The following is a 26,288-nucleotide window of genomic DNA, read 5'->3' on the forward strand; positions in this document are numbered from 1 at the left end:
CGGAAAAGATAAGTGCTGAAAGCATCTAAGCACGAAACTTGCCCCGAGATGAGTTCTCCCTGACTCCTGGAGAGTCCTGAAGGGACGTTGAAGACGACGACGTTGATAGGCCGGATGTGTAAGTGCAGCGATGCATTGAGCTAACCGGTACTAATGACCCGTGAGGCTTAACCTTACAACGCCAGAGGCGTTTTGCGAGAGACGCAAAGAATTTTCAGCGAAGTTCCGGATTGCTAATTTAACAATTTAGTGGGAATGAAAGATTTTACGTTCAGACAAGGCGGTAACCGCGCGATGAGAAGGAGCATACATGAGTATGTGACTGAACAGCGCAAGGGAAACCAACGCCGTATGAACGTAAAAGATTCATTTCCGCACCAAGATTTGCCTGGCGGCAAGAGCGCGGTGGTCCCACCTGACCCCATGCCGAACTCAGAAGTGAAACGCCGTAGCGCCGATGGTAGTGTGGGGTCTCCCCATGCGAGAGTAGGGAACTGCCAGGCATCCAATTTAAAGTGCTGATATGGCTCAGTTGGTAGAGCGCACCCTTGGTAAGGGTGAGGTCCCCAGTTCGACTCTGGGTATCAGCACCAGTTATACAATTAAGTAAAAAGAATTTGCCTGGCGGCAAGAGCGCAATGGTCCCACCTGAACCCATGCCGAACTCAGAAGTGAAACGTTGTAGCGCCGATGGTAGTGTGGGGTCTCCCCATGCGAGAGTAGGGAACTGCCAGGCACCAAATCAAGTAGAAGGCCCTGTCTGATGACAGGGCCTTTTATTTTGCGTGTAATATAAGCAGAAAATGGCTGAAAAGGCCGGATTTTCTCTGCTGAACGTCAGAAGGCCACCCGGAAGGGTGGCCTTTTTGCGTTTAATCCTCAGTAAAACGGCGACTAAAACCGGCCGGAAGCTGTTTTCTGCCCTTTTTATCGCGCAATCCATCGTCTTTTGCGAAGCGTTGCTAAACTAAGCTGAAACATTTTCATCATTGGCTAATCATTCTCGACTTTTCTGCAGACCCACGTTAGTCTTGGCTGTCTGGATGTCTAAACGTTTATATGGTTAAAAAAAGGTGTCAGGTAATGCCAATCAGAGTGCCGGATGAACTCCCTGCAGTAAATTTTTTACGTAATGAAAATGTCTTTGTCATGACCTCATCCCGTGCGCTGGTGCAAAATATCCGGCCGCTAAAAATTCTGATCCTTAACCTGATGCCCAAAAAGATAGAAACTGAAAACCAGTTTCTGCGCCTGCTTTCTAACTCACCACTGCAGTTAGATATTCAGTTACTGCGGATTGATAACCGTGAATCCAGAAACACGCCAACAGAGCATCTGGACACGTTTTACCGTAATTTCGCCGATATTCGTGATGAAAACTATGACGGTCTGATTGTCACCGGCGCGCCGCTGGGGCTGGTCGACTTTGATGATGTGGCTTACTGGCCACAGATCCAGCAGGTATTACACTGGGCGAAAGATCACGTTACTTCCACGCTGTTTGTCTGCTGGGCGGTTCAGGCGGCACTGAATATTCTTTATGGTTTACCTAAAATAACCCGTCAGCAAAAGTTATCGGGTGTCTATCAGCACAGCCTGGTACAGCCGCATGCATTACTGACCCGGGGATTTGATGACCAGTTTCTGGCCCCTCATTCACGCTATGCCGATTTTCCGACGGAAATTATCCGCGAACATACGGATCTGGATCTGTTTGCTGTCTCCGAAGAGACCGGAGCCTATCTGATGGCAAGCCGGGATAAGCGTCTGGTCTTTGTGACCGGCCATCCGGAGTATGATTCACATACCCTGGCCGACGAATATTTGCGGGACATCGGTGCCGGGATTGATTCGCCGCTGCCTTATAATTATTTTCCGGGCAATAATTGTCGCCTGACACCGCAAGCCAGCTGGCGCAGTCATGGGCATCTGCTGTTTTCAAACTGGCTGAATTATTATGTTTACCAGATAACTCCGTATGATCTGAAACATATGACACCCACCCTGGATTAATCCCTCCTTAATAAGCGAAGTCAGGCGCAGATGAGCCTTAGGGAATATTTGCGCCGCTAAAATATTTGCCGGCGACCAGCAGGGTCTCCTGATCTTCTTCGGCCAGCGGAGTCCCGCCGGGGCGTCCGGTAATGTGTCTCAGCCTCAGCTGTTCATTATACATCCTGAGTCCATGGACCGGGTTAACCGGCATCCGTCAGGATCGCTGTGGCGGTGTGCCGCCGTCTTGCTTAACCCGGCCGTGTCAGCCTTGCGGTGAGTTGCTGCCTGGCTTGTGACCTCTTCACCGCCAAATTCACCGTTTACCACGGTATTTTACCGAATGCAGAATCCCGGGGTGACGGTAAGAAGTCTGCCAGTACCATAGCGACCGCCAGTAAATCTGCACTGCCGCCGGGGCTTAGCCGCCGCAGAGTAAAGTGACGGTCCATTTCCTCCAGTTCAGCGACTCCCCAGGGGGTCATCAGTGTCTGCTGCGCAGAGTGGCGTACGTACTGCAACCCCTCTATCCCTCCCCGGGAAACCAGATTACTGTCTGCATTGACGGCCATCAGCCTTAACAAAGCATTATGGTGTTGCCGGTCGCCGCTTTCCTGGTGCCAGTAAGGCAGCACATACCGGCGGACGGTAAGAAACCCGCTTTCTGCTTCTCCTCTGGCACCGGTCAGGGAATACCGTTGATAGAGCCTGGCCCCCGCAGATGGCGTTGCCTGGCCGGTGGCCAGTTCACGAGCGACAATGCCCTGGCAGATAGCGCTGGTTTCCTGGCACAATGCTGTGGTGCTGAGGGGCTCTTTCCGCCCGGCTAAGCGGCCGGCCGCACAACAGAGCAGTCCCAGAGAAAATATCCCTCCCTGATGGGTATTGACCTGTCCGGTAGCAGAAAACATCGCTTCTTCACACGCCAGTCCAGCGGGCCGTAGCAAGGACAACTGACTTTCCGCCGGCAGGAAAGCCTGTCTGTATCCCAGTTGCTCAAATACCGTTAACCACGGGGTAATCGCACGGATACTCTTCATGAACAGAGCGTGGTCCATATCATGGTGGGCACCGTTATTATTACGGTCAACCAGTCCGGGCTTGGGTGTCAGGTCCAGCTCGCACCGGAGTGCGGCGATCACTTTTTCCGGCAGCGCGGTGACCGGAGAACTAATTGCGGGTAAACCAGTCATTAATGATCTTCTCTACACTGGCCAGAACTTCTGCCCGGGAATGGCATTGTGAACGGGAGCAACAGGCTGCAGGTTCATTGCATACGAGGCATCTTCGGCTATGCCGGTTTAGTGATTGCCTGCCGAGAGGACCGGCGACCGGACAGATAACATCAAAGTCCCAGAGCCTGCCCAGCGGATGAGTCTGTTCAGTCTCAATCAGCTGTGCTTTCAGCTCCGGTGCCGGATGATCGACGCACCATAAGGCTTCCGGTCCGGTCGGCAGCCAGTTCACTTCTCTGGCGATAACCGGCCAGCCATGACTCCGCAGCCACTGGTCACACACCTGAAGTGCCACTCCCATGATATTTTCATAGCGGGCACTGGTTTTCAGCGGGCCCGGCGTGACCAGAGTCAGAGAAATGAGCGGCCGGGAATAACGGTCTGACCATTCTGTCTGACGTTGCGCGCGCTTTTCTTTAGCCAGTAACATGGCTTCCAGGCTGACAGCCGTCCGGATAGTTCCCCGGGTCACCATAATTACTCCTCCCGCAGTATCTGACGGACCACATCGATGACACTACCATCACGGTAGTGGATGATGCCGACCACCTTATCGGTAAATTTTATCGGCTGTGGCTCGCCGCAAATCAGTAATGCACGCTGCCACAGATCTTCAATGGACAGGATATCCATCCCCGCATCAATAAGACGACGGCGGAGGTCCGGGCGGGCAGGGTTGACGGCTATCCCATGGTCAGTGACCAGAATATCGATGCTTTCACCGGGGGTGACCCGCGTGGTGACCTGTCTGACCACTGTCGGGATACGGGTGCGGATTAAAGGGGCGACAACAATGGTCAGGTTCGCGGCTGCAGCAACGTCACAATGCCCTCCGGAGGCTCCGCGCATCACACCATCAGACCCGGTGATCACGTTGACGTTAAAATCGAGGTCGATCTCCAGTGCGCTGAGGATCACTACATCCAGCTGGTCACAGCTGGCACCTTTACTGGCCGGATTGGCGTAGACATTGGTGGATATTTCGATGTGCTGAGGATTACGGGCCAGCGATCCGGCGGCCTGACTATCAAAGCACTGAGTGTCGAGCAGCTTTTCGATCAATCCTTTTTCATGAAGATCCACCAGGCTGCCGGTGATCCCGCCGAGAGCAAACCGGGCATGGATCCCCTGTGCGGCCATTTTATCCCCCAGGAACCGGGTACAGGCGGTCGCCGCAGCCCCGGAACCGGTCTGCATAGAAAATCCGGGCGTAAAATAGCCTGAATGTTCAATGACATCGGCGGCACGACGGGCGATCAGTAATTCACGGGGATTTCCCGTCATCCTTGCCGCGCCGACACCGATCTTTGCAGGATCGCCGACACAGGCGGTACGGACAACATAATCCACCTGATCCTGTAAAATACTGGCCGGTAAATTCGGGTAGGGCAGCAACTCTTCGGTCAGCAGTATCACTTTACGTGCATAACGGGCATCCGTCATTGCATAGCCAAGTGAGCCGCAGGCGGAATGGCTGCCTGTGCCACGGGCATTTCCAAATTCATCACAACCGGGAACCGCCAGAAATGCGACATCAATCGTGATCTCACCGTCCTGCAGCAGTTTGACCCGCCCGCCATGTGAATGGATATGAACCGGGTTCTCCATCAATCCGTTGGAAATGGCTTCTGCCAGCTTACCGCGCATTCCTGAGGTATAAACAGAGGTGATGACCCGCTGACGGATCGGTTCAATCAGCGGTGCATTGCAGCTCATCAATGAACTGGATGCTAAGGTTAACTCCCTGAAGCCCAGAGAAGCCAGTGTGGCCACCACATCATTAATGACTTTATCCCCTTCGCGGAAGGCATGATGAAAAGAGATGGTCATCCCGTCCTTCAATCCGCTTCGGCGTATTGCCTCCTCCAGTGAGCTGCAGAGTTTTCGGGTTCTTTTTTCCCGGGCGTCAGCAAGCCAGGGCGTGGAAGTATTGGCACCGCTGAAAGGGGCAGAGTGGTCAGTGCCGGAAAGGCTATCGATAGCATTCATTCTCTCATCCTTAGTGATATAAACCGGAGGCAGCAGCACGTTCAAGGACGGTCTGTGCATGGTTGATGATAGGGGCATCGATCATTTTCCCGTTCAGGGAGACCACGCCCAGGCCCTGTTTTTCCCCTTCACTGGCCGCTTCAAGCACCTGTTTCGCCTGTTCCACTTCCTGCGGGGTTGGGGTAAATGCCTGATGTAGCAGGGCTATCTGACGGGGATTGATCAGTGATTTCCCGTTGAATCCCATCCGGCGGATCAGGTCGGTTTCTTTCAGGAAACCTTGTTCATCGTTGATATCGGACCAGACCACATCAAAAGCATCAATGCCGGCGGCCCGGGCAGCGTGAAGTACTGCACAACGCGCATAGAACAATTCGGTACCGTCGCCCCGTTCGGTCTGCATATCCATGACATAATCGAAAGCTGCAAGCGCAATCCCTATCAGTCGTGGTGAACTGCGGGCGATGGCCACGGAATTAATCACTCCGGTCGCGGACTCTATCGCGGCCATCAGGCGTGTCGACCCAACCTGGCGCCCGCAGGCCTTTTCGATGGCTTCGAGATGAGTCTCCAGCGCGTAAATATCTTCCGGCGAATCTGTTTTGGGTAGCCGGATCACATCCGCTCCGGCGTGTACGGCAGCATGAAGATCCTTAAGTCCGAAAGGGGTCGTTAATGCATTAATGCGGACAACTTTCTCTATATCCCGATACATCGGATGCTGTAATGCGTGAAAGACCAGCAGACGTCCCGCATCTTTTTCATGAACCGATACGGCATCTTCCAGATCAAACATGATGGAATCCGGACGATAGATAAATGCGGTGGAAAGCATGGCAGCACTGGTGCCAGGCACAAACAGCATACTGCGACGAAGTTTTTTCATAACAGTTTCTCCGGGTCCAGTGCAGTGACTTCTGCGGCACGTAATATGGCGCACTGTATCCGTGCGCGTAGCACACAATCGAGAGCGCCTTTATCCTCGATAATGACTAATCCGCTGTTTACGCCAAGAGTCGTCAGCGTTTGTACGGCGACCGCATGGATTTGCTGTCCGAACTGCTGCATGACCTCACTGCGGATCACTATCTCTGTGGCGCCGTCGGCCGGGATCACTTTGATCTTTGCATCTCCGGATTCCAGAGTGCCTGCTAACGCCTCTCTGAGAATGTTCATTATTTTTTTCCTTTTTTATTCAGGGTGATACCGGCTGCGCGATATGCTGCGCCTCCAGATATGAAAAGGTGGTCGGGGGGACCTTGTCACGAAGCTGGTCATAATGCCGGCCGGCCAGTAACCGGCGCACTTCTGACGCTGAAACTGCTGTGCCGTCATGGCTGGCGATGCGGGATATTTCTTTCACCGTGACCTTTCCGGCCAGCAGGGTATGCATCGTTTCGTTATAACGACGAGTCGTCGGACAAAAAGGCTCAGAACCGATGTAGCGGTGGGTGATCCCCAGTGCCGGTGCGATGTCATCGCGAAAAAGGATCAGATCGATAGCGCACCAGGCCTGATCGACGACGGGGGTTTCTTTCAGGAAATAGGCAGGGAAGGTGGCCCGTGAAATAATGTAGGGAGACCCGCCATGGACCGTGACATTGGGCAGATGAGCCATCCCCCGGCTGACCATGGTGAGCCTGTCGGCATAAGAAAAGAATGACCCTTCTTCACCGACCAAAAACAGGTGTAACCAGTCACACTGACGTGCAGCCAGTCCGGCGAGGAACTGGTGGCCAAGGGTGAACGGATTCGCATTCATCACTATCGCGGCAATTTTTTCCCCGGGTTGACGGTATTGTGATAACTGCCGACAGTAATGTTGCAGACCCACAGGATTATTCTCCATCAGTACGGCACGATCCCCGTCACGGGCGAGGGGCCAGAAGCCACACTGGCGGAACTGCCCGATGTTCTCCGGACGGGTGCAGAGAAACAGTGGTGAGATTCGGTTCCGCAGTGCGAAGCCTTCCAGTACGGACAGTAACCGGGCGGTCAGATTAATGCCGCGCCAGGGGAGGTCGGTCACTACACATTTGATAATATTGCCGGCGAGCCCGGCACAGCCCGCCAGCCGGTTGCCGACAAAGGCCTCGGCAAAGTATTCGATATCGGCGTCGGGTTGAATATGGAAGTTCTGAAGAAATTCGGTGATCCGTTCAACGCGCTGAGTGTGTCCGGCGACGCGGGTGAGACGCAGAGAAAGTGCAGGCTGTAGGTCCATGGCATTCAGGCACTCCTTTTTTCCGTGGAGAACGCTGCCCCCACGGGATCATCGGCGACGGTGTTGATCAGATGGCCGATCTGTTCTATTTCCACTTCTACCCGATCCCCCGCAGACATAAAAAGCGGGGGATGACGTTTTTTACCCACCCCGCCGGGAGAGCCGGTAATAATGACATCGCCGGGACTGAGCCGGGTGAATGTACTGATATATTCAATCAGCCCGGGGATCTTATGGATCATGTGGCAGGTATTATCCTGCTGAACGACGTTGCCGTTCAGCCAGGTTCTGATCATCAGATTATGGGGATCATCTATTTCGTCGCGGGTCGTCAGGCAGGGTCCGAAGCTACCGGTATTACGCCAGTTTTTGCCGGCGGTAAACCAGCTGTGTTGCCAGTCTCTCGCTGAACCGTCCATATAGCAGCTGTAGCCGGCAATGTGGCTGAGTGCCTGGCTGCGGGGAATATGGCTGCCCCCGACGCCGATAATCACTGCCAGCTCACCTTCATAGTCAAATTCACTGGAATAATACGGTTTAAGCAGCGGTGTATTATGGCCGGTCTGTGAATCCGGAAAACGAATGAATAAGGTGGGGGCAGGATCCGTTTGCCCGAACTCCTGACGTTTTTCAGCGTAATTCATCCCGACACACAGTATTTTATTCGGATGCTCAATGACCGGTAAGTAATGGATTTCCTGCCCGGTAAAATCGACCTTCTCCCCGTAATATTGCTGGACGGAAGCGAGTTGCCCCGCCTCCAGCAATGATTTCAGGTCCGGAAACCGGAGACTCAGGCGACTGCCTAAATCAATAATCCCTTCCGGTTTCACTATCCCGTAACTGCGGGTTCCCTGGTGCAGATAACTGGCAATTTTCATTTTACGTCCTGCAATACGCGGTTAAATAAGGAAGTTACCCAGAATCAGTAACGACACTGAAACGTTAATGGCCCCCCCGATACGGGTGGCTATCTGCGCGAATGGCATTAACACCATCCGGTTGCCTGCGGTCAGAATGGCGACATCTCCGGTGCCGCCTTGCCCGCTCTGACAGCAGGAAATAATGGCGACATCAATGGGATGCATCCCCAGTTTTTTTCCGACGAAGAACCCGGTAGCGACCAGTGAGAGGACAGTACTGATAATGATCAGCAGATTACTCAGCGTGAAGGCATTCACCAGTTCCTGCCACGGTGTGATGGCGACGCCGACGGCAAACAGAATCGGGTAGGTGACCGCGGTCTGAAAAAACTTGTACACCACCTGAGAGCCTGCCAGCAGACGGGGAGAGACCCCGTTGATGAGTTTGATAAACACTGCGACGAAAAGCATACCCACCGGGGCAGGTAAGCCGATGTATTTGTGGCCCAGCATACCGACCATATAGAGCAGTACCGCCAGCAACACGCCGGAGGCAAAAGTGGTGACATCCGGCGTGATACTGACCGGCTGAGCCGTCTCTTCGGGTTTACCGGAAAGATCGGAGTTAGCCGAAGACGCGGGCATCAGCTGACCTTCGCCGGTCAGATGCGGGTAGCGTTTACCCAGCTGATTTAAGCAGCCGGACACCACAATGGCGGTCAGACTACCGAGCATGACCATCGGCAGCACCCGGCCCAGTGCTACACCCTGTTCCATATTCAGTAACGTGGCATAGCCTATCGACAGAGGGATAGCCCCTTCACCGACACCGCCGGCCATAATGGGTAAGATAATAAAGAAGAAAATCTGAAAGGGTTCCAGCCCGAGTGCGATCCCGACTCCCATGCCGACCAGCATCCCCACGATTTCACCGCACAACATCGGGAAAAAGATACGCAGAAACCCCTGGATTAACGTGGTCCGGTTCATACTCATAATACTGCCGACGATAATACAGCAGATATAAAGATAAAGAATGTTGGTGGATTTATAGAAGGTTTTCGTGGACTGAATGACAACGTCCGGCAGTAAACCATAATAAACCAGTGCCGAAGGAATAAAGGTAGCACAAATGGCCGCGGCGCCAATTTTACCGACAACAGGCAGCCGTTTACCGAACTCACCACAGGCGAAACCGAAAAAGGCAAGGGTAGCGATCATCACGACAATCTCACTGGAAAGTTTACCTCCCAGACAATCAATAGTGATAAGAACACCGCAAAGTATAAATAAAGGCAGCGGAATAATACCTATTTTCCACGTATCGAGGATATGCCACCACTTTTCCTTTAAAGACTGTTTCTCCGGCGTAGATACTGAGACATTTTTTATCATCATCATTGCTCTCCTTATTTTTACAGTAAAGTTTGCCGGTGCCGGGGTATCTATATTGTGATAAAGATTTTAATTAGTCCGGAGATTTTATGGCAGTTATGGTTTTTATGGATTTTAAGGAGTTAATGGATTTAAAAAGGATAAATAATCGGTTTTTTTATTAATTTATCTCTGTTGATATGTTCTTTTTTTGTTTTAATTTTTTCGATTTTATGTTTATAGCCCTCTGGTTGATTATGATCAGTGAAAATGAATAATTCTCATATAGATAAGCTGTGCAAAAGATCACAAGTTCTTTTGAAAATAAAATTTGATGAAATCAATAATGATATATTACCCGGGGTATCAGCATACTCTGGCGGACGGGATATGAAACTCTCTTTTCAGATAAAGTTATTTATCTCACTGATTATTATGTTCTTATCATTATTCTCTGTGTTTGCATCGTATTACTATCTGGAGGCGGGGCGACGGGTTTATCAGGAAATGGTCGTACGGACACGGGTGCAATCTGATTTGATCTCCGTCATGCCGGAATTACGTTCTGCAGTAATTCATCGGGATCTTCAGAAAATAAAACGCTTTATGGATAATATCGTTCCGTTGAGTGATGCCAGTTTTATTGTTATCGGAGATAATAAAATAAATCACTTATATCATTCTGTGAGCCAGGAAAAAGTCGGTACACCGCTGGTGGGAGGCGATAACGATGAAGTCTTACGGGGTAAAACGGTGACCACCTGCCGTCGGGGCGGTTTAGGGATCTCTTTACGGAGCAAGTCGCCGGTGTTTGATGACCAGGGGAACGTGGCCGGGATTGTTTCTGTGGGATATCTGAAAAGTGATATTGATAATATTACATTAAGTAAAGTATGTAACGCCTTTATTATTCTCTTCCTTCTGCTGGTCAGTCTTTTTATATATTGCTGGTTTTTCACAAGGAGTATAAAAAAACAGATGTTCTCCCTTGAACCCAGGGAGATAGGGTTACTGGTCCGGCAGCAAAAAGCGATGCTGGAATCGATCTTTGAAGGCGTGATTGCTATCGATGACCAGTTAAGAGTGATTGTTGTGAATAAGGCGGCTCAGCATTTACTTGGGATAAATGGCACAGGTAATTCCTTATCGGGGAAAAAAATTCATCAGCTGATAAAACCGGTCTCATTTTTTGACCCGCCGGTAATGCTGGAAAACGATACTCATGATGAAATCTGTCGTTTTAATCAGCTGACCGTTATTGCAAGCCGCATCCGGATAATACTGGAAGATAAATTACAGGGATGGGTGATTACGTTTCGTGATCGACAGGAAATCGAGAGCCTGACCACCCGCTTAAGCCAGGTGAACGGCTATCTGGAAAATCTGCGGGTAATGCATCATGAGCAGTTAAATCAGACCACCGTCATCTCAGGGCTATTACAATCCGGCCGCTACCAGGAAGCCATTAACTATATTCAGTTACAGTCTGAACATACGCAAAGTGTTCTCGATTTTATCTCCGCGCAGTTTGCTTCACCCATGCTGTGCGGCTTGTTGCTGGGTAAAGTGTCACGCGCGCGGGAGAAAGGGGTCGAACTGATTTTTGACCCGACCAGTGAACTGTTACACCCTTTTCATGGGTTGCCGGAATCGGAACTGATCTCGGTGATCGGTAATCTGCTGGATAACGCGATTGAAGCAACCCAGCAGGTCGATCCTTTGCACAGAACGATCGAAGTACTGATCGTCGGAGGGAATGGCGAACTGATCATCGAAGTGGCAGACAATGGTATCGGGATCCCGCCGGCGCTGAAAGATCATCTGTTTGAACGTGGAATAACTTCAAAAAACAGTGAAGGCCACGGTATCGGACTGTCGCTGATCCATAGCTTTGTCACCCAGGCAGGGGGAGTGATTGAAGTGGCTGATAACACCGGGGGTGGGACCATTTTTTCCGTATTTATTCCGGAGCGCCCTGCAGATCCGCCTGATCCCTGGTTACCCGGATCAGCTCTAACGAAAGATAACGCTTATGCCTGATGACCATATTGATGTACTGATTGTTGAAGATGAAAATGCCCTGGCGCAGTTACATGCCGGGCTTGTGAATAATTTCCCGTGTCTGCGGGTCATCGGGATTGCTTCAACCCTGCGGCAGGCCGAAGAGATGATAGAACAACGCAGCCCGAAACTGGTATTGCTGGACAACTATTTACCGGACGGACAGGGGATCACATTAATCAGCTCAGCCACGTTCAGCCGCGCTCAGTGTGCCGTTATTTTTATTACCGCGGCCAGTGATATGAATACCTGCAGTCAGGCGATCCGTGTGGGTGCGTTTGACTACATTCTCAAACCGGTATCATTGAAGCGATTAAGCCAGTCACTGGAAAATTTTATCCGTTTCAGCAGGCAGCAACGGGAGTGGAAAATTGTCGATCAGAAGAATGTCGATTCCCTTTACCAACTGCAGGCGAAAAATTTCCGGCAGCGGGAAACGGATAAAGGGATTGAGGAAAATACACTGGCACTGGTGCGAAAGCTTTTTACCGATGACCAGTCCTGTCTGAGTGTCGATGATGTGATGGCAGGTTCCGGCCTGAGTAAAACCACGGCCAGGCGCTATCTGGAATATTGTGTCAGAGCGCAGTTACTGGGCGTGGAACTGGTTTATGGAAAAATAGGCCACCCCCGGCGCTTATATCGTCGCCGGAAGGCGGGCGACCCGTAACGGATGTCTGCCGCAAAGCCGTGTTCAGGTTTCAACATTGACGCACAGGGCATCATATCGCCAGTATTCATGGTCACAATCGATCACCTGCTGATGCTGGTTCTGATTGATACGCGTGATACAAATCCCCGGGCTGCCCGAGGCAACATTGAGTGCCGGGGCGGAGAATGCTGGCAGAGGGCCAGGCAAAACGGTAAAGCGCACCCCGCCATAACGAATGTTATAGAGCTTTTCATACAAATGCGTCAGGGAAAGGGTGAGGTCTTCCTGAAGCAGACCCGGGAAAAAGGCCGGATTCAGATAATGCTCGACATAGAGCACCGCCCGCCCATCAATCCGTCTTCTGCGCCGGATGCAAAAAAGGGTATCACCGGCCGCGACCTGTAATTGCTGTGCCAGCAACGGGGTCGCCGCGATCTCGCCGGCACTGAGCACTTCGGTATGTGCCTGTCTGCCCTGACGGGCCGCCATTTCGTGAAAATGGCTGCGTAACAGAGGGTTATAGATCAGTCTGGGAGGGGCAATAAACCATCCGCGCCGGAGTTCACGATAAATCTCGCCGCGTGATTCAAGTAAGGCTAATGCTTCACGAAGTGTAATTCGGGTGGTGGAGTATTCTTCACTGAGTTGCCTTTCTGAAGGCAGGCGTCCGTTAATAAACTCATCATTTTTCAGCCTCTTAAATAAAGAGTCCGCAATCGAATCAACTGCTTTTGTGTTTCCGGAGATCACGTGTCAGCCCTGTGTTGGTGCATATCTGCACTTACGGAGTTCATTTTCAGAAGAAAGTCAGGTGTAAATGCTTTTAGCGATCAGCGATACAGCTTGCAGAGTATTGTAAAAAAACAGCTATCACAACGCTGTCATAAAATTTTCATACGCTGTCACTATATTGGCTTGGATTTTGCTGGACTAGACCAGTGAGCTTGTCACTTATCCGCAGGAGCCCGATATGAAAGCCAGTATTGTAACTCTGTTATCAGCCGCTATTTTTCTTGCTCTTCCCGCGGCGCATGCTGCGGACAATAACCTTGCTGCGCTTGAGAAAGCCGCCCGTAGCGAAGGTCAGGTCAACAGTGTCGGTATGCCTGATAGCTGGGCAGACTGGAAAGACACCTGGAACGACATCAGCCGGATGTACGGTATTAAGCATAGCGATACGGATATGTCATCGGCACAGGAACTGGCGAAATTTGCGGCCGAAAAACAGAATGCCACCGCAGATATCGGTGATGTCGGCGCGGCATTTGGTCCGATTGCGGTAGAAAAAGGTCTGGCACTGCCTTATAAGCCGGATCACTGGGATCAGATCCCTGGCTGGGCGAAAGATCAGGGAGGGCACTGGATGCTGGCTTATACCGGTACCATCGCCTTCCTGGTGGATAAACAGCAGGTAAAAGATGTCCCTCACAGCTGGGCGGACCTGAAAAAAGGCAAATATGTTGTCACCATCGGAGATGTCGGGGTGGCGGCACAGGCGGCGAATGGTGTGCTGGCGGCGAACTATGCTCTGGGCGGCGATGAAAAGAACCTGAAACCGGCGCTGACCTTCTTCGGTGATTTAGCCAAACAGGGGCGTCTCGGCTTAACCGATCCGGTGATCGCGAATATCGAAAAAGGGGAGATTCAGGTCGCCGTCGTCTGGGATTTCAACGGCCTGAGCTACCGTGATCAGATCGATAAAAACCGTTATGAAGTGGTCATTCCGTCCGACGGATCGGTCACTTCCGGCTATACCACCATCATTAACAAATACGCAAAACATCCGAATGCCGCCAAACTGGCGCGGGAATTTATCTTCTCCGATGCCGGACAAATCAATCTGGCGCGGGGCTATGCCCGTCCGATCCGTGCGCAATATATAACGCTGCCGGCCGATGTACAGGCCAAATTGCTGCCTGCTGCAGAATATAAAAACGCACGTCCCATCAAAGATCAGGCTGCCTGGGATAAATCATCGAAAATGTTGCCGTCTCTGTGGCAGCAATACGTGATGATCAATATGCAGCAATAACCGACGATCCGGAGGTCAGCGATGAAAACAATACTGGTGGTTCTGGATGGGCTGAGTGACAGCGTGGCAGGCTATGCAATGGGATATTTACACGCCGAGTGTGCTCAGGGAAACGGCCAGTATTATGCCATTACCTGTGAATTACCCTCCCTGTCGAGACCGCTGTATGAATGTATTCTGACCGGCGTTCCGCCGGTCATCAGCGGGATAATTCATAATGGCGTCTCGCGGATGAGCCATCAGCGCAGCATATTCCATTATGCCCGTGCTGCCGGGCGGGTGACGGCGGCCGCGGCTTACCACTGGGTCAGTGAGCTTTATAATCGTACGCCATTCGATCCGGTACGTGATCGCCATACCTCCGATCCTGAATTGCCCGTTCAGTACGGGCACTTTTATTCCGATGACAGTTATCCGGATTCTCACCTGTTTGAAGACGCTGAAAGTTTGCGGGTGCAGCACGACCCGGATTTCTTATTGATCCATCCGATGAATGTGGATGATGCCGGGCATAAGTTCGGGCTTAATTCTTCCCAATACCGAAACCGGGCCCGCAGAGCTGACGGTTATCTGTCGCACTGGATGCCGCAATGGCTGGCACAGGGGTATCAGGTTATTGTCACCTCCGACCACGGTATGAATGAGGATCATTCACACGGAGGAACACTCCCTGAAGAGACCCGGGTCCCGCTGTTTGTGTTTGGTCAGGCATTCTCACGACAGAAAGATCTTATGCCGCGGCAGACCGAGCTTTGCGGGACGGTGTGTGAAATCCTGGGCGTTCCTCATGATAAGCCCGTCTGCCGGGCGTTATTAGCCTCAGCCTGCGGGGAGGAGAGATGAAAGGAAAACACCGGGCCTTACTTTGGCTGTTACCCTTTGCTGTTTTTTATCTGGCTTTCCAGGTCGCACCGCTGGCCTGGGTTGCCGGAAACAGTTTCTGGAGCGATGTCAATAGCCGCTGGGGGCTGGATAATTACCATGACATTCTGACCTCACCGTTCTATCTGCAGGCGATACGTTTTTCACTGGATATTTCGTTCTGGTCGAGTGTGTATGGTGTGCTGATCTCGCTGGTGGCAGGCTATTCCCTGAGTCAGCTGGCAGAAAGTAAACTACACCGGTTTCTGCTGGCGTTCACCAATATGACCAGTAACTTTGCCGGTGTACCGCTGGCCTTTGCGTTTATTATCCTGCTCGGGCTGAACGGTTGCCTGACACTGATCCTGCGCCGCTACGGCCTGGCAGGGGATTTCCGGCTCTTTTCCCGTGACGGCATGGTGGTGGTTTATACCTGGTTTCAGATCCCGCTTGGCGTGATGTTACTGCTGCCGGCTTTTGATGGACTGAAAAAGGAGTGGCAGGAATCTGCAGCCTTACTCGGGGCCGGGCGTCTTAACTACTGGCGTCTCGTCGCGCTCCCCATCCTCTCACCCGCATTACTCGGGACGTTTGTGATCCTTCTGGCAAATGCCCTGGGGGCTTATGCCACCATCTATGCATTGACCAGCGGTAATTTTAACGTCGTTCCCGTACGGATAGCCGCACTGGTCTCCGGAGACATTTCGCTCGACCCCTATATGGGAAGCGCGTTAGCGATGTTGCTGGTGTTGCTGCTGACGGTGATCACCGTTGTACAGCAGTACCTGGTGCGTCGCAGCTACTTAAACGTTAAACGCAGCTGAAGGGAGTCCCTATGTCTCAGGCTGAAAAACTGTATCACCGGGTCGTTTGTTACGGGTTGCTGGTCATCCTGGCGCTTCCGTTACTGGCGACTTTATTTTATGCCCTCTCCCGGGAATGGAGTGACACCATCCTGCCGCAGGGGATAACGCTGTCATGGTTCATTGAGCTCTGGCAGGACCCGCGCTTTCTGACCGCGCTGGGTCACTCGTTAATCATCTGTCTCGGGGCATTAATCTTTTCGCTACTGCTGGTACTGCCAGTGATGTTTGTGATTGCTTACTATTATCCCAAGCTAGATAACATCATGGGTGTGTTGATCCTGATGCCTTTTGCTGTGCCGCCAGTCGTTTCCTCGGTAGGCCTGCTGCAACTCTACTCCTCGGCGCCACTGATGCTGACCGGAACGCCCTGGATCCTGATCGGTTGCTATTTCACCATCGCGTTACCTTTTATGTATCGCGCTATCGCCAACAATATGCAGTCCGTTAACCTGAAAGAGCTGATGGATGCGGCACACCTGTTAGGTGCAGGGACTTTCCGTGCCGCCATGTTTGTGGTGTTACCTAATTTACGGAAAGGGGTGATGGTGGCGGTACTTCTGTCTTTCTCATTTCTGATAGGTGAGTTTGTATTCGCTAACATGCTGACAGGCAACAGCTATGAAACTCTGCAGGTGTATCTCTATAACATGCGCAATGGCAGCGGCCATTTTACCAGCGCGTTAGTGATCTCCTATTTCACCGTTATTTTGCTGGTCACCGCCGTGGCCAATCTGCTTAACCGTAAGTGAGGCTCTGCATGGCAACGCTAAACGTAAAAAAACTGAATAAGAGCTTTGGTGAGACGTCTGTGTTCCGCGACATCAACTTTACGGCCAACGAAGGCGAATTTGTCACCTTACTGGGGCCGAGTGGCTGCGGGAAATCGACATTACTCCGCTGTCTGGCAGGGTTAACCCCGGTGGACAGCGGGGAGATTTTTTTAGCCAATAAAAATATCGTTCACCAGCCGGTTCAGGAGCGTGGTATCGGCATGGTGTTCCAGAGCTATGCACTGTTCCCGAATATGACCGTTGAGAAGAACGTCGCGTTTGGGCTGAAAATGCAAAAGCTTCCTGCCACGGAGATCCGCCGGCGGGTCTCTGAAGCGCTGGAAATGGTCGAACTGAATGAGTTTGCCAATCGTTATCCGCATCAGTTGTCCGGCGGTCAGTGTCAGCGTGTGGCGCTGGCCCGTTCACTGGTCACCCGTCCGGCATTATTGTTACTGGACGAGCCACTCTCCGCCCTGGATGCCCGTATCCGTCGTCATTTACGTGATCAAATCCGCCTTATCCAGAAGGAACTGAATCTGACGACGATTTTTGTCACTCATGACCAGGAAGAAGCCCTGACGTTATCAGACCGTATTGTTCTGATGAATAAAGGTAATATTGTACAAAACGGGGGGGCCGAAGAGTTGTATACTCAGCCGGCAGATTTGTTTGCTGCCGGATTTATCGGCAACTACAATTTACTGACGCCGGAGCAGGCAACGCGCTTAACCGGGCAGGTGTTTAGTGAGCATGTGGCTATCCGGCCGGAAACACTGAGTTTCTGCCAGAGCGGCCAGGGGCTGGCCGCTCGGATCCTGAGCAGCAGCTTGCTGGGAAATATCATCCGTTACCGGGTGGAGTGCCAGGGCATTGAATTATCGGTCGATATTCTTAATCGTAGCGATGATGATCTCTATGCAGCCGGGCAGTACATCGACCTGCTGGTGGACACTGCCGCATTACGGAATGTGGCCTGAAACAGACCGGAGACGAGCTGAACCGGTAAGACGGAGGTTAAGGCCCTGAATGCGATAGCCTGTCCGGAGTGATTGTCAAACTGCAGTGTATCAGACCGGAGGAGATCGTCACGTTTCCGTCACCGGTGGCGGGAATGTGCAGGAAAAGGAGCAACCTTAACGTGTTAACACTCTTAAATTTATTGTCAGCAGTCGCATTACTGGTCTGGGGAACACACATTGTTCGTACCGGTATTATGCGGGTTTACGGGGCTGATTTACGGCGGGTGATCAGCCGCAGCGTGGAAAAAAAGCCTCTGGCTTTTCTGGCCGGTATCGGTGTCACTGCTCTGGTGCAAAGCAGTAATGCAACGACGTTGCTGGTCACCTCTTTCGTATCGCAGAACCTGATGGCACTTACCCCGGCGTTGGTGGTGGTTCTGGGGGCCGACGTCGGGACCGCCATTATGGCGCGGATCCTGACCTATGATCTTTCCTGGTTGTCGCCGTTATTTATTTTTATTGGTGTCATCTTCTTTCTTAGCCGCAAACAGACCCGGCTCGGGCAAATTGGCCGAACCAGTATTGGCCTCGGGCTGATACTGCTGGCACTGCAACTGATTGTACAGGCTTCTCATCCCATCACTCAGGCCGCCGGGGTACAGGTTCTGTTCTCCTCACTGACCGGGGATATTTTGCTGGACGCGCTGGTCGGTGCCGTCTTTGCGATTGTCAGTTATTCCAGCCTGGCCGCGGTGCTGATCACCGCGACTCTGACCGCCACCGACGTTATCTCGTTTAAGGTGGCGTTGTGTCTGGTGATCGGCGCGAACCTGGGGAGCGGGCTGCTGGCCATGATCAACAATAGCGGTTCGACGACAGCCGGAAAGCGGGTGGCGTTGGGCAGCCTGCTATTTAAGCTGATTGGCTGCGTTATCATTCTGCCGTTTGTGAATCTCATCGCAAACGGGCTGTCGACCGTGCCGATGAGTAGCTCCGAGCTGGTGATCTCTTTCCATGTTTTCTATAACGTCATCCGCTGTGTGGCACTGGTACCGTTCAGCGGCATGATGGCCGGCTTATGCCGGCGACTGATTGCCGACGATGTGGAGCATGATCTGCGTCTGCGTCCGAAACACCTGGATTACAGTATGCTGGATACCCCGGCATTGGCGCTGGTGAATGCGGCCCGCGAAACCCTGCGTATCGGCGATGTGGTTGAGCAGATGCTGGAGATGCTGAATAAGGTATTACAGGGTGAAGTGCGTGAAGAACGTAATATCCGCCGGCTGGATGATGACGTGGATGTGTTGTATACCGCGATAAAACTCTATCTGGCACAGATGCCGAAAGAAGATCTGGCGGCTGAAGATTCCCGGCGCTGGGCCGAGATTATCGATCTGGCGCTGAATCTCGAACAGGCGGGCGATATTATTGAACGGATGTCCGCAGAAATTGCGGCAAAATCTCTGGCCGCCCACCGCCCGTTTTCTTCTGAGGGCGTGCTGGAGCTGGAATCGATGCAGGAACAGTTGCTGAAGAACCTGCATCTGAGCATGTCGGTCTTTATTTCACGGGATATCACCACGGCAAAACGCTTACGGCGAGCGAAACACCGTTTCCGCATTCTGAACCAGCGTTATTCGCTGGCCCACGTTAATCGTCTGCATCAGCAGAATGTGCAGAGCATCGAAACCAGCTCGTTACATCTCGGGTTACTGGGGGATATGAAACGACTCAACTCTCTTTTCTGCACCGTGGCTTACAGTGTGCTGGAACAGCCGGAGGAGAATGACTCCCGTGAGTAACACGGATGCCGGGTGTACCGGCATCCGTGATATCAGTCTTTGCGGGTAATCGGTTTGCCTGACCAGTACCCCGACAATAAAGACCCGGAGAAGTTATGCCAGACAGAAAATAATGCGCCGGGTAATGCGGCGACCGGGGTGAAATAGAGTTTGCCTAACGTCGCCGCCAGTCCGGAATTCTGCATACCGACTTCCAAAGCCAGCGTCCGGCAGGTCGACTCATCAAATCCAAACAGCTTACCGCCGAAATATCCCCCCAGCAGACCAATGGCGTTGTGCAGGATCACCGCGGCAATCACCACTAACCCGACAGAGCCGATAAAGGCACGGCTGCCTGCCACCACTGCGCTGATGATCAGCAGAATACAGACCATCGAAAATGCGGGCAGGTAAGGCTCGGCCTTCTTTACCACGCGCGTCGCACTGTGATGCACGATCAGACCCAGGCCGATCGGGATCAGCACGATTTCAATAATACTCCATAGCATGCCGGCAATATCGACCTGAATATGTGTATCGACATACAGCCGTGTCAGCAGCGGGGTAGCGACGACACCGACCAGCGCGGACACCGACGAAATGGTCACCGACAGTGCCACATCACCTTTGGCAAGATAGATCATGACATTCGAGGCGGTACCACTGGCCACACTGCCGACCAGGATCATTCCTGCCGCCAGGTCCGGGGGCATATGGAACAGCTTCGCCAGCCCCCAGGCAGCCAGTGGCATCACAAAATAGTGCAAAAATGTCCCGGCCAGTACGGGGGCCGGCCGGGTGATCACGCGTTTAAAGTCGTCAATGCTCAGCGTCACCCCCATGGCGAACATAATCAGCATCAGTAATTCACTGACCCAGGGGCCGATGGGTAAAAACAGGCCGGGGGTAAAATAAGCCAGCACAGAAAGCAGGATAGCCCAGAGGGGAAACAGGCGGGTGATGTTGGCGAGCATAGCCGGGAGTCCTTATAATTTTAACGTTATTTTTATCATGAGCAGGATTGCCACAGAACCAATGCCTCACCGCGCAGTCAGGGAGGCAAAATTTATCATAACATTTCGATCTGAATACAACAGAGGCATCACGGAACTTCGCCGGATGTGCTTTTAAAAGCAGGAAAACCAGAGGATTATCAGGAAATTCAGGGCAGGACTGGTCTGACGCCGCGGGAGGCAGACAGACGGCAGTGGATCATTGCCGTCTGTCCGTCAAAGGCTTAGCCGAAAAGATGTTTATGCAGGGTACGGACGACGTCTTCTGCTTCGTCCGCCGGGATCATAAAACATAGGTTGTGGCTGCTGGCACCATAGCAAATCAGGCGCAAACTAAACGGGTCCAGTACGCCGAACACCTCTTTACCCATTCCGGTGGCCTCTGCGAGATGGTTACCAATCAGGGCGACCAGAGAAAGATTTTCCTCGACTTCCACACGGCAGAGCGATGAGAGCTCAGTGAGTAATCCCTGGGTCAGCAGGCTGCCTTTAGACGAGGTAGAACCGGTCGTATCCAGCGTTAATGCCACACTGACTTCGGAAGTGGTGATCAGATCGACCGAAATATTATGCCGTGCCAGGATAGCAAACACCTCTGCCAGGAAGCCACGGGCATGCAGCATATTCAGGCTGTGCAGGGTTAACAGCGTCTGGTTGCGGCGTAACGTTACGGCACGGAACAGGGGCTGATGCCGGGTCTGGTTATCGACCAGCGTCCCGCCAGCTTCCGGGGCTTTACTCGACCCGACGAAGACCGGGATATCATTACGTACCGCCGGGATCAGGGTGGCCGGATGCAGCACTTTTGCGCCGAACGTCGCCATTTCAGCGGCTTCTTCAAAGGTGATTTCATCGATACGCACGGCTTCAGGCACAATGCGGGGATCGGTGGTATAAATTCCGGGCACATCCGTCCAGATATCGATACGGCGCGCCTGTAAGGCTTCACCGAGTAACGCGGCGGTATAATCGCTGCCGCCCCGGCCGAGGGTCGTCGTCAGGCCGTTGTCTTCACAACCAATAAAGCCCTGGGTGATCACCAGAGAATCCCGCACCAGGGGAGTGAGCAGGGAGCGGGAAAGCTCCGCGAGTCTGGCAATATCCGGTTCGGCACGTCCAAAATTATTATTGGTTTTCATTACCTTACGGATGTCAAACCACTGCGCGGGCACATTGCGCTCGCGTAAAATTTCGGTAAACAGCAGGGTGGACAGCAATTCGCCGTGACTGACCATTTCATCGGTCAGTTCTGCTCCCGGGGAATGTGTGGCTTTTGCCGCCAGCAACGCGACATTCTCAATGATACGTTCGATTTCGGTACGGATCACTGCTGCCGAGCGCAAGCGATCGGCAATGGCATACTGTATCTGACTGAGGTTTTTCAATAAAAGCTGACGTTGGTCGTCAGGCTGGCCTTCGGCCAGAGAAACCAGCAGGTTAGTGACGCCGGCAGAGGCAGAAAGAACGACAACTTTTACGTCAGACCGGGACAGGACAATATCAGCGCTACGGTTCATTGCTTCATAATCAGCAACGCTGGTTCCGCCAAATTTAGCAACGATTAATGCGGATTGGGACATGCAAATACAACCTCGGGTCAGGATCTTAGTTCAGGCTTGACACAAGGGTGAGCGGATACAGGCAGACTGGTGCAGCATTAATACAACGAGTCAGCCAGAAGCGCCCCACCTTGTGAAACATTCATCACGAACGCTACGCTACGGTGACAACCCAGAGGATTCAGCCCCTGTGGTCGACATGACAAACACTCCGCATGTTTGTTGCCTCGGCACCGCTCCCCCTGATATGTCGTCACCGGATACGGATCCTCTGACATACTGCCTGGGCGGCGCGCCTCTTCTGGTCTACGCATCAATACGTAAGAACTGCGTTAGAAATATCGTGTAATGGCCTGAGTGTCAACGGCTATCGGCCTGAGTATCCTCATTTTTTACTAATGCAATCAATGTACACGGCAGCTCCGGAGACTGATCCGTGCCTATCGGCGTCAGCTTTTTATCTTCATTCAGGCTGAGTAGAGGAATAACCCCCTGATTTTTATTGAGGTAATCTTCCCAGCCGAAATTTTCGTTCAGTCGGGTCGCTTTTATGGTCGCTCCGGCTGAAATCAAGCGGCTGAGATGACCAAAAGTATACTCCGTGCTAAACAGGGTTTCCTGACGGCGGAAGCGGCTGCTTTCCCGATCGTGCTTACCGCGGGTATTCTGGATATTGCCCGAACGCACGGCAGAGACTTTGTCTTTGCCGAGAATATGACTGAAGTGATAGACCGCCAGCGCATTCTGATGGCGGTTTGACGACATCGCCAGGACCCGCGAGGTCATGTTCAGGTCCAGATAGTTTTCCGCATGCTCTGACCAGGCATAGCCATAGTAAGCGGTCAGGCCCTCCATTCGTGCCTGGCGGTAATTTTCCCAGCCATTATCGGTCAGCTGTACCGGTAAGCCCTGTTTCTGTAATGCCTGCGCCAGGGCCCGGGCGACACTGTTTGCCCCGATAATCAGGACACCCCGCGGCTGTTTTTTCTGCACCTGTAACCAGCGCGCAATCGGCAGGCTGGTCAGGCTCTGTAGCACCACCGTACCAATGATGATGGCAAAAACGACCGTCACTAAGCGCTCCGCACCAGGATAGCCATTTTTGGCCAGGGTCAGTGCAAATAACGAACTGACCGCTGCGGCAACAATACCGCGGGGGGCAATCCAGCATAGCAGCAACCGGTCGCGCCAGCTCAGTGAAGAACCGGTCGCCGACGCGGCGATGCAGAGGGGGCGTGCAACAAACTGCACCACCAGCAAGACACCGACCAACGGCCAGCCCATGCCGGTTAATGCATGGATATCCAGACGTGCCGCAAGAATGATAAACAACCCGGAAATCAGCAGGGCGGAGAGTTGCTCTTTAAACTCAATAATATCCGTCAGGTCGACATCACGCATATTAGCCAGCCAGATCCCCATCACGGTCACCGTGAGCAGACCGGATTCATCTGCCAGAGCATTCGATAAACCAAACGCGCCCAGCATCATGGCCAGTACGGCAAAGTTCTGCAGATAGCCGGGCAGCCAGACTTTTCGCAGTGCCAGACCGACGATCCATCCGGCCACAATGCCGGCGACTAAACCGACGCCTGCCGTTTTTCCGAGAGTCAGGAACAGGTGTGAATAGGACCCGGCCTGCTGATGCAGCACAATAAATTCAAATACCAGCAGGGTAAAAATCGCCCCGACCGGGTCGATAATGATCCCCTCCCAGCGCAACACCTGATTAATAGTGTTCTTCGGTCGCACCACCCGCATCAACGGGGCGATGACGGTCGGACCGGTCACGACCGTGACGGCACCTACCAGGGCAGATAATTCGGCCGAAAAGTGCAACAGCAGGTGGCAGGCCACGCTGATGACCAGAAAGGTGATCAGCATACCCACGGTCACCAGGTTACGCACCACGCCGCCCAGCCCGCGGATTTCACTGAACCTCAGGGTCAGCGCACCTTCGAACAAAATTATTGCCACTGATAGTGATACTAAGGGAAATAACAAATTACCGAACAGTAAATCCGGTTGTAGTATATGCGTCGCAGGCCCCAGCAGGACCCCGAAAATCAGCAACGGCAAAATAGCAGGCAGCCGCAGTATCCAGGCCAGCCATTGGGCTGCCAGTGAACTGAGACCTATAATAACCAATAACAGTGGGGGCGATAACGCCATAAACGTTTTCCTTTCAACAGCAAGAGTCGTCATACTGGGGGTAATCATCCGTCGTGCTGGCTGGTAATTGCAAGCGACGTCGGGGTTTCTGTTTAATCATAGCTTCACTTTGTGGCAATGTAGGGTCAGGGTCAGCCTGGCACCGGTGGAGCTTTGTCAAAGCCAGATTCTGAATTCTTTAATCAATAAGAGTGTTGTTATGAAAAATATCAATCCGACACAAACTGATGCATGGAAAGCGTTACAACAGCATTTCTCTGACATGAAAGCGGTCAGTATTGCTGATTTATTTGCCCGGGACCCGCAACGTTTCTCAAAATTTTCCGCCACTTTTGATGATCAGCTGCTGGTAGACTATTCAAAAAACCGTATCACCGGCGAAACGCTGGACAAATTACTGGCACTGGCAAAAGAAACCGACCTGGAGGGCGCCATTGCCGCCATGTTTGCGGCCGAAAAGATCAACCGTACCGAAGATCGCGCGGTTCTGCACATCGCATTGCGTAATCGCAGCAATACGCCCATCCTGCTGGATGGTAAAGATGTGATGCCGGAAGTCAACGCGGTGCTGGCAAAAATGAAAAGCTTCTCTGAGCGTATTATCAGCGGGGAGTGGAAAGGTTACACCGGTAAGGCGATCACGGATGTGGTGAACATTGGTATCGGCGGGTCTGACCTGGGGCCTCTGATGGTCACTGAAGCCCTGCGTCCTTACAAAAACCATCTTAATATGCATTTTGTCTCCAATGTCGATGGCACACATATCGCGGAGACGTTAAAAACGCTGAACCCTGAGACCACATTATTCCTGGTGGCATCAAAAACCTTCACCACTCAGGAAACCATGACCAATGCGCACAGTGCCCGTGACTGGTTCCTGGCCAGTGCCGGTGATGAAAAGCATGTCGCCAGCCACTTTGCGGCGCTGTCGACTAACGCTAAATCGGTCGGTGAGTTCGGTATTGATACCGATAATATGTTTGAGTTCTGGGACTGGGTCGGCGGTCGTTATTCATTGTGGTCGGCGATTGGTCTGTCGATTGTCCTGTCGGTCGGCTACGACAACTTTGAAAAACTGCTGGAAGGTGCCCATGCCATGGATAAGCACTTTGCAGAAACTCCGGCAGAAAAAAACCTCCCTGTGCTGCTGGCGCTGATTGGTATCTGGTACAACAATTTCTTTGGCACAGAAACCGAAGCGATTCTTCCTTATGATCAGTACATGCACCGTTTTGCGGCCTATTTCCAGCAGGGGAACATGGAATCTAACGGTAAATACGTGGACCGTGAAGGCCATGCGGTAGATTACCAGACAGGACCAATTATCTGGGGTGAACCAGGCACGAATGGTCAGCATGCGTTTTATCAGCTGATCCATCAGGGGACAAAGACCATCCCTTGTGACTTTATCGCCCCGGCGGTGAGCCATAATGCATTAAGCGATCATCACCCGAAATTACTGTCTAACTTCTTTGCACAGACGGAAGCGCTGGCCTTCGGGAAATCCCGTGAAGAGGTAGAAAAAGAGTTCGCCGATGCCGGTAAAGCAGTAAAGGATGTGGCTCACATCGTGCCGTTTAAAGTATTTGAAGGTGACCGCCCGACGAACTCCCTGCTGCTGCGTGAAATCACCCCGTATTCACTGGGGGCGCTGATTGCACTGTATGAACATAAGATCTTCACTCAGGGCGCGATCCTGAATATTTTTAGCTTTGATCAGTGGGGTGTGGAACTTGGTAAGCAGCTGGCAAACCGTATTCTGCCGGAACTGAGCGGCAACGAAGACGTCAGCAGCCATGACAGTTCGACCAATGGCCTGATTAACCGGTATAAAAACTGGCGTTAATTCAGCGTTGTTGTTCGACAGGAAGCGGCCCCG

Annotated in this window: 23 protein-coding genes, 1 tRNA gene, 3 rRNA genes and 1 riboswitch; of the genes, 14 read left to right on the forward strand and 13 right to left on the reverse strand. The window is 52.3% G+C overall.

Annotated elements, in window-relative coordinates; all coding sequences use genetic code 11:
* From ABD035_RS00010 to metA, 5 genes are all read left to right on the forward strand, one after another.
* Positions 1 to 175, forward strand: a 23S ribosomal RNA gene (locus ABD035_RS00010); the annotation flags it as partial.
* 212 nt (positions 176 to 387) lie between these two features.
* Positions 388 to 503 (forward strand): 5S ribosomal RNA (gene rrf / locus ABD035_RS00015).
* A gap of 14 nt (positions 504 to 517) precedes the next feature.
* Positions 518 to 593 (forward strand) — tRNA-Thr (locus ABD035_RS00020).
* 27 nt (positions 594 to 620) lie between these two features.
* Positions 621 to 736, forward strand: a 5S ribosomal RNA gene (gene rrf, locus ABD035_RS00025).
* A 347-nt stretch (positions 737 to 1,083) separates the two neighbouring features.
* Entirely contained in the window at positions 1,084 to 2,013 is a 930-nt protein-coding gene (metA, locus tag ABD035_RS00030; RefSeq protein WP_212715164.1) for a homoserine O-acetyltransferase MetA, read from the forward strand.
* Positions 2,014 to 2,050: 37 nt separating this feature from the next.
* Here the strand turns inward: metA and ABD035_RS00035 are convergent, their stop codons facing one another.
* The 9 genes from ABD035_RS00035 to ABD035_RS00075 all read right to left on the reverse strand — a co-directional run bounded on the left by ABD035_RS00035 (position 2,051) and on the right by ABD035_RS00075 (position 9,704).
* Positions 2,051 to 2,176, reverse strand: a complete 126-nt coding sequence (locus ABD035_RS00035; RefSeq protein WP_343866655.1) for a hypothetical protein — start codon at positions 2,174 to 2,176, stop codon at positions 2,051 to 2,053.
* 139 nt (positions 2,177 to 2,315) lie between these two features.
* Complete coding sequence (citG, locus tag ABD035_RS00040) at positions 2,316 to 3,185, reverse strand: triphosphoribosyl-dephospho-CoA synthase CitG (protein WP_343866657.1); 870 nt, start codon at positions 3,183 to 3,185, stop codon at positions 2,316 to 2,318.
* Positions 3,163 to 3,702 (reverse strand): citrate lyase holo-[acyl-carrier protein] synthase, encoded by a 540-nt coding sequence (gene citX / locus ABD035_RS00045; RefSeq protein WP_343866660.1) that lies wholly within the window; start codon positions 3,700 to 3,702, stop codon positions 3,163 to 3,165. Before citX ends, citG begins: the two co-directional genes overlap by 23 nt.
* A gap of 2 nt (positions 3,703 to 3,704) precedes the next feature.
* Positions 3,705 to 5,216, reverse strand: coding sequence for a citrate lyase subunit alpha (citF, locus tag ABD035_RS00050; RefSeq protein ID WP_343866663.1), 1,512 nt, complete (start codon positions 5,214 to 5,216; stop codon positions 3,705 to 3,707).
* Between the two features lie 10 nt (positions 5,217 to 5,226).
* Positions 5,227 to 6,102 (reverse strand): citrate (pro-3S)-lyase subunit beta, encoded by an 876-nt coding sequence (gene citE / locus ABD035_RS00055; RefSeq protein WP_343866665.1) that lies wholly within the window; start codon positions 6,100 to 6,102, stop codon positions 5,227 to 5,229.
* Positions 6,099 to 6,392: a citrate lyase acyl carrier protein gene (gene citD, locus ABD035_RS00060; protein ID WP_343866667.1), complete on the reverse strand. Its 294-nt coding sequence runs from the start codon at positions 6,390 to 6,392 to the stop codon at positions 6,099 to 6,101. Before citD ends, citE begins: the two co-directional genes overlap by 4 nt.
* A 19-nt stretch (positions 6,393 to 6,411) precedes the next feature.
* The gene (gene citC, locus ABD035_RS00065; RefSeq protein WP_212715159.1) at positions 6,412 to 7,440 is read right to left on the reverse strand and encodes a [citrate (pro-3S)-lyase] ligase; all 1,029 of its coding nucleotides are present in this window, start codon (positions 7,438 to 7,440) and stop codon (positions 6,412 to 6,414) included.
* A gap of 5 nt (positions 7,441 to 7,445) precedes the next feature.
* The gene (locus ABD035_RS00070) at positions 7,446 to 8,321 is read right to left on the reverse strand and encodes a fumarylacetoacetate hydrolase family protein (protein WP_343866672.1); all 876 of its coding nucleotides are present in this window, start codon (positions 8,319 to 8,321) and stop codon (positions 7,446 to 7,448) included.
* Positions 8,322 to 8,342: 21 nt separating this feature from the next.
* Positions 8,343 to 9,704, reverse strand: a complete 1,362-nt coding sequence (locus ABD035_RS00075; RefSeq protein WP_343866674.1) for a 2-hydroxycarboxylate transporter family protein — start codon at positions 9,702 to 9,704, stop codon at positions 8,343 to 8,345.
* Positions 9,705 to 10,067: 363 nt separating this feature from the next.
* Here ABD035_RS00075 and ABD035_RS00080 point away from each other — a divergent pair, with 363 nt between their 5' ends.
* Positions 10,068 to 11,717, forward strand: a complete 1,650-nt coding sequence (locus tag ABD035_RS00080) for an ATP-binding protein (RefSeq protein WP_343866676.1) — start codon at positions 10,068 to 10,070, stop codon at positions 11,715 to 11,717.
* Complete coding sequence (locus ABD035_RS00085; RefSeq protein WP_343866678.1) at positions 11,710 to 12,408, forward strand: response regulator; 699 nt, start codon at positions 11,710 to 11,712, stop codon at positions 12,406 to 12,408. Before ABD035_RS00080 ends, ABD035_RS00085 begins: the two co-directional genes overlap by 8 nt.
* Before the next feature lie 24 nt (positions 12,409 to 12,432).
* Here the strand turns inward: ABD035_RS00085 and ABD035_RS00090 are convergent, their stop codons facing one another.
* Positions 12,433 to 13,137, reverse strand: coding sequence for a UTRA domain-containing protein (locus tag ABD035_RS00090; RefSeq protein ID WP_371813171.1), 705 nt, complete (start codon positions 13,135 to 13,137; stop codon positions 12,433 to 12,435).
* Positions 13,138 to 13,360: 223 nt separating this feature from the next.
* Between ABD035_RS00090 and ABD035_RS00095 the strand changes: the two genes are divergently transcribed.
* From ABD035_RS00095 to ABD035_RS00120, 6 genes are all read left to right on the forward strand, one after another.
* Complete coding sequence (locus ABD035_RS00095) at positions 13,361 to 14,422, forward strand: ABC transporter substrate-binding protein (protein ID WP_212715153.1); 1,062 nt, start codon at positions 13,361 to 13,363, stop codon at positions 14,420 to 14,422.
* 21 nt (positions 14,423 to 14,443) lie between these two features.
* A complete protein-coding gene (locus ABD035_RS00100; RefSeq protein ID WP_343866682.1) occupies positions 14,444 to 15,265 on the forward strand; it encodes an alkaline phosphatase family protein in 822 nt (273 codons plus the stop codon).
* Positions 15,262 to 16,107, forward strand: coding sequence for an ABC transporter permease (locus ABD035_RS00105; protein WP_343866684.1), 846 nt, complete (start codon positions 15,262 to 15,264; stop codon positions 16,105 to 16,107). Before ABD035_RS00100 ends, ABD035_RS00105 begins: the two co-directional genes overlap by 4 nt.
* An 11-nt stretch (positions 16,108 to 16,118) precedes the next feature.
* On the forward strand, positions 16,119 to 16,898 hold the full coding sequence (locus tag ABD035_RS00110) for an ABC transporter permease (protein ID WP_343866686.1): 780 nt from the start codon (positions 16,119 to 16,121) through the stop codon (positions 16,896 to 16,898).
* A gap of 8 nt (positions 16,899 to 16,906) precedes the next feature.
* Positions 16,907 to 17,899: an ABC transporter ATP-binding protein gene (locus ABD035_RS00115; protein ID WP_343866688.1), complete on the forward strand. Its 993-nt coding sequence runs from the start codon at positions 16,907 to 16,909 to the stop codon at positions 17,897 to 17,899.
* Between the two features lie 161 nt (positions 17,900 to 18,060).
* Positions 18,061 to 19,686 (forward strand): Na/Pi cotransporter family protein, encoded by a 1,626-nt coding sequence (locus ABD035_RS00120; RefSeq protein WP_343866690.1) that lies wholly within the window; start codon positions 18,061 to 18,063, stop codon positions 19,684 to 19,686.
* A gap of 32 nt (positions 19,687 to 19,718) precedes the next feature.
* Here the strand turns inward: ABD035_RS00120 and panS are convergent, their stop codons facing one another.
* The 3 genes from panS to ABD035_RS00135 form a co-directional block, all read right to left on the reverse strand.
* Positions 19,719 to 20,639: a ketopantoate/pantoate/pantothenate transporter PanS gene (gene panS, locus ABD035_RS00125; protein ID WP_343866692.1), complete on the reverse strand. Its 921-nt coding sequence runs from the start codon at positions 20,637 to 20,639 to the stop codon at positions 19,719 to 19,721.
* A gap of 263 nt (positions 20,640 to 20,902) precedes the next feature.
* Positions 20,903 to 22,258, reverse strand: coding sequence for a lysine-sensitive aspartokinase 3 (lysC, locus tag ABD035_RS00130; protein ID WP_343866694.1), 1,356 nt, complete (start codon positions 22,256 to 22,258; stop codon positions 20,903 to 20,905).
* A gap of 90 nt (positions 22,259 to 22,348) precedes the next feature.
* Positions 22,349 to 22,546: riboswitch (Lysine riboswitch) on the reverse strand.
* Positions 22,547 to 22,597: 51 nt separating this feature from the next.
* Positions 22,598 to 24,409: a cation:proton antiporter gene (locus ABD035_RS00135; RefSeq protein ID WP_343866696.1), complete on the reverse strand. Its 1,812-nt coding sequence runs from the start codon at positions 24,407 to 24,409 to the stop codon at positions 22,598 to 22,600.
* A 199-nt stretch (positions 24,410 to 24,608) separates the two neighbouring features.
* On the opposite strand from ABD035_RS00135, the gene pgi reads away from it, so the two are divergent.
* The gene (gene pgi / locus ABD035_RS00140) at positions 24,609 to 26,255 is read left to right on the forward strand and encodes a glucose-6-phosphate isomerase (RefSeq protein WP_343866698.1); all 1,647 of its coding nucleotides are present in this window, start codon (positions 24,609 to 24,611) and stop codon (positions 26,253 to 26,255) included.
* Positions 26,256 to 26,288 lie beyond the last annotated feature (33 nt).

The sequence above is a fragment of the Tatumella terrea genome (genome assembly GCF_039523755.1).
GTDB lineage: Bacteria > Pseudomonadota > Gammaproteobacteria > Enterobacterales > Enterobacteriaceae > Tatumella > Tatumella terrea.

Bases quoted from the DNA above. Each gene is read 5' to 3' on its own strand.
- metA (WP_212715164.1), top strand. From the start codon at position 1,084: ATGCCAATCAGAGTGCCGGATGAACTCCCTGCAGTAAATTTTTTACGT.
- ABD035_RS00035 (WP_343866655.1), bottom strand. From the start codon at position 2,176: ATGTATAATGAACAGCTGAGGCTGAGACACATTACCGGACGCCCCGGC.
- citG (WP_343866657.1), bottom strand. From the start codon at position 3,185: ATGACTGGTTTACCCGCAATTAGTTCTCCGGTCACCGCGCTGCCGGAA.
- citX (WP_343866660.1), bottom strand. From the start codon at position 3,702: ATGGTGACCCGGGGAACTATCCGGACGGCTGTCAGCCTGGAAGCCATG.
- citF (WP_343866663.1), bottom strand. From the start codon at position 5,216: ATGAATGCTATCGATAGCCTTTCCGGCACTGACCACTCTGCCCCTTTC.
- citE (WP_343866665.1), bottom strand. From the start codon at position 6,102: ATGAAAAAACTTCGTCGCAGTATGCTGTTTGTGCCTGGCACCAGTGCT.
- citD (WP_343866667.1), bottom strand. From the start codon at position 6,392: ATGAACATTCTCAGAGAGGCGTTAGCAGGCACTCTGGAATCCGGAGAT.
- citC (WP_212715159.1), bottom strand. From the start codon at position 7,440: ATGGACCTACAGCCTGCACTTTCTCTGCGTCTCACCCGCGTCGCCGGA.
- ABD035_RS00070 (WP_343866672.1), bottom strand. From the start codon at position 8,321: ATGAAAATTGCCAGTTATCTGCACCAGGGAACCCGCAGTTACGGGATA.
- ABD035_RS00075 (WP_343866674.1), bottom strand. From the start codon at position 9,704: ATGATGATGATAAAAAATGTCTCAGTATCTACGCCGGAGAAACAGTCT.
- ABD035_RS00080 (WP_343866676.1), top strand. From the start codon at position 10,068: ATGAAACTCTCTTTTCAGATAAAGTTATTTATCTCACTGATTATTATG.
- ABD035_RS00085 (WP_343866678.1), top strand. From the start codon at position 11,710: ATGCCTGATGACCATATTGATGTACTGATTGTTGAAGATGAAAATGCC.
- ABD035_RS00095 (WP_212715153.1), top strand. From the start codon at position 13,361: ATGAAAGCCAGTATTGTAACTCTGTTATCAGCCGCTATTTTTCTTGCT.
- ABD035_RS00100 (WP_343866682.1), top strand. From the start codon at position 14,444: ATGAAAACAATACTGGTGGTTCTGGATGGGCTGAGTGACAGCGTGGCA.
- ABD035_RS00105 (WP_343866684.1), top strand. From the start codon at position 15,262: ATGAAAGGAAAACACCGGGCCTTACTTTGGCTGTTACCCTTTGCTGTT.
- ABD035_RS00110 (WP_343866686.1), top strand. From the start codon at position 16,119: ATGTCTCAGGCTGAAAAACTGTATCACCGGGTCGTTTGTTACGGGTTG.
- ABD035_RS00115 (WP_343866688.1), top strand. From the start codon at position 16,907: ATGGCAACGCTAAACGTAAAAAAACTGAATAAGAGCTTTGGTGAGACG.
- panS (WP_343866692.1), bottom strand. From the start codon at position 20,639: ATGCTCGCCAACATCACCCGCCTGTTTCCCCTCTGGGCTATCCTGCTT.
- lysC (WP_343866694.1), bottom strand. From the start codon at position 22,258: ATGTCCCAATCCGCATTAATCGTTGCTAAATTTGGCGGAACCAGCGTT.
- ABD035_RS00135 (WP_343866696.1), bottom strand. From the start codon at position 24,409: ATGGCGTTATCGCCCCCACTGTTATTGGTTATTATAGGTCTCAGTTCA.
- pgi (WP_343866698.1), top strand. From the start codon at position 24,609: ATGAAAAATATCAATCCGACACAAACTGATGCATGGAAAGCGTTACAA.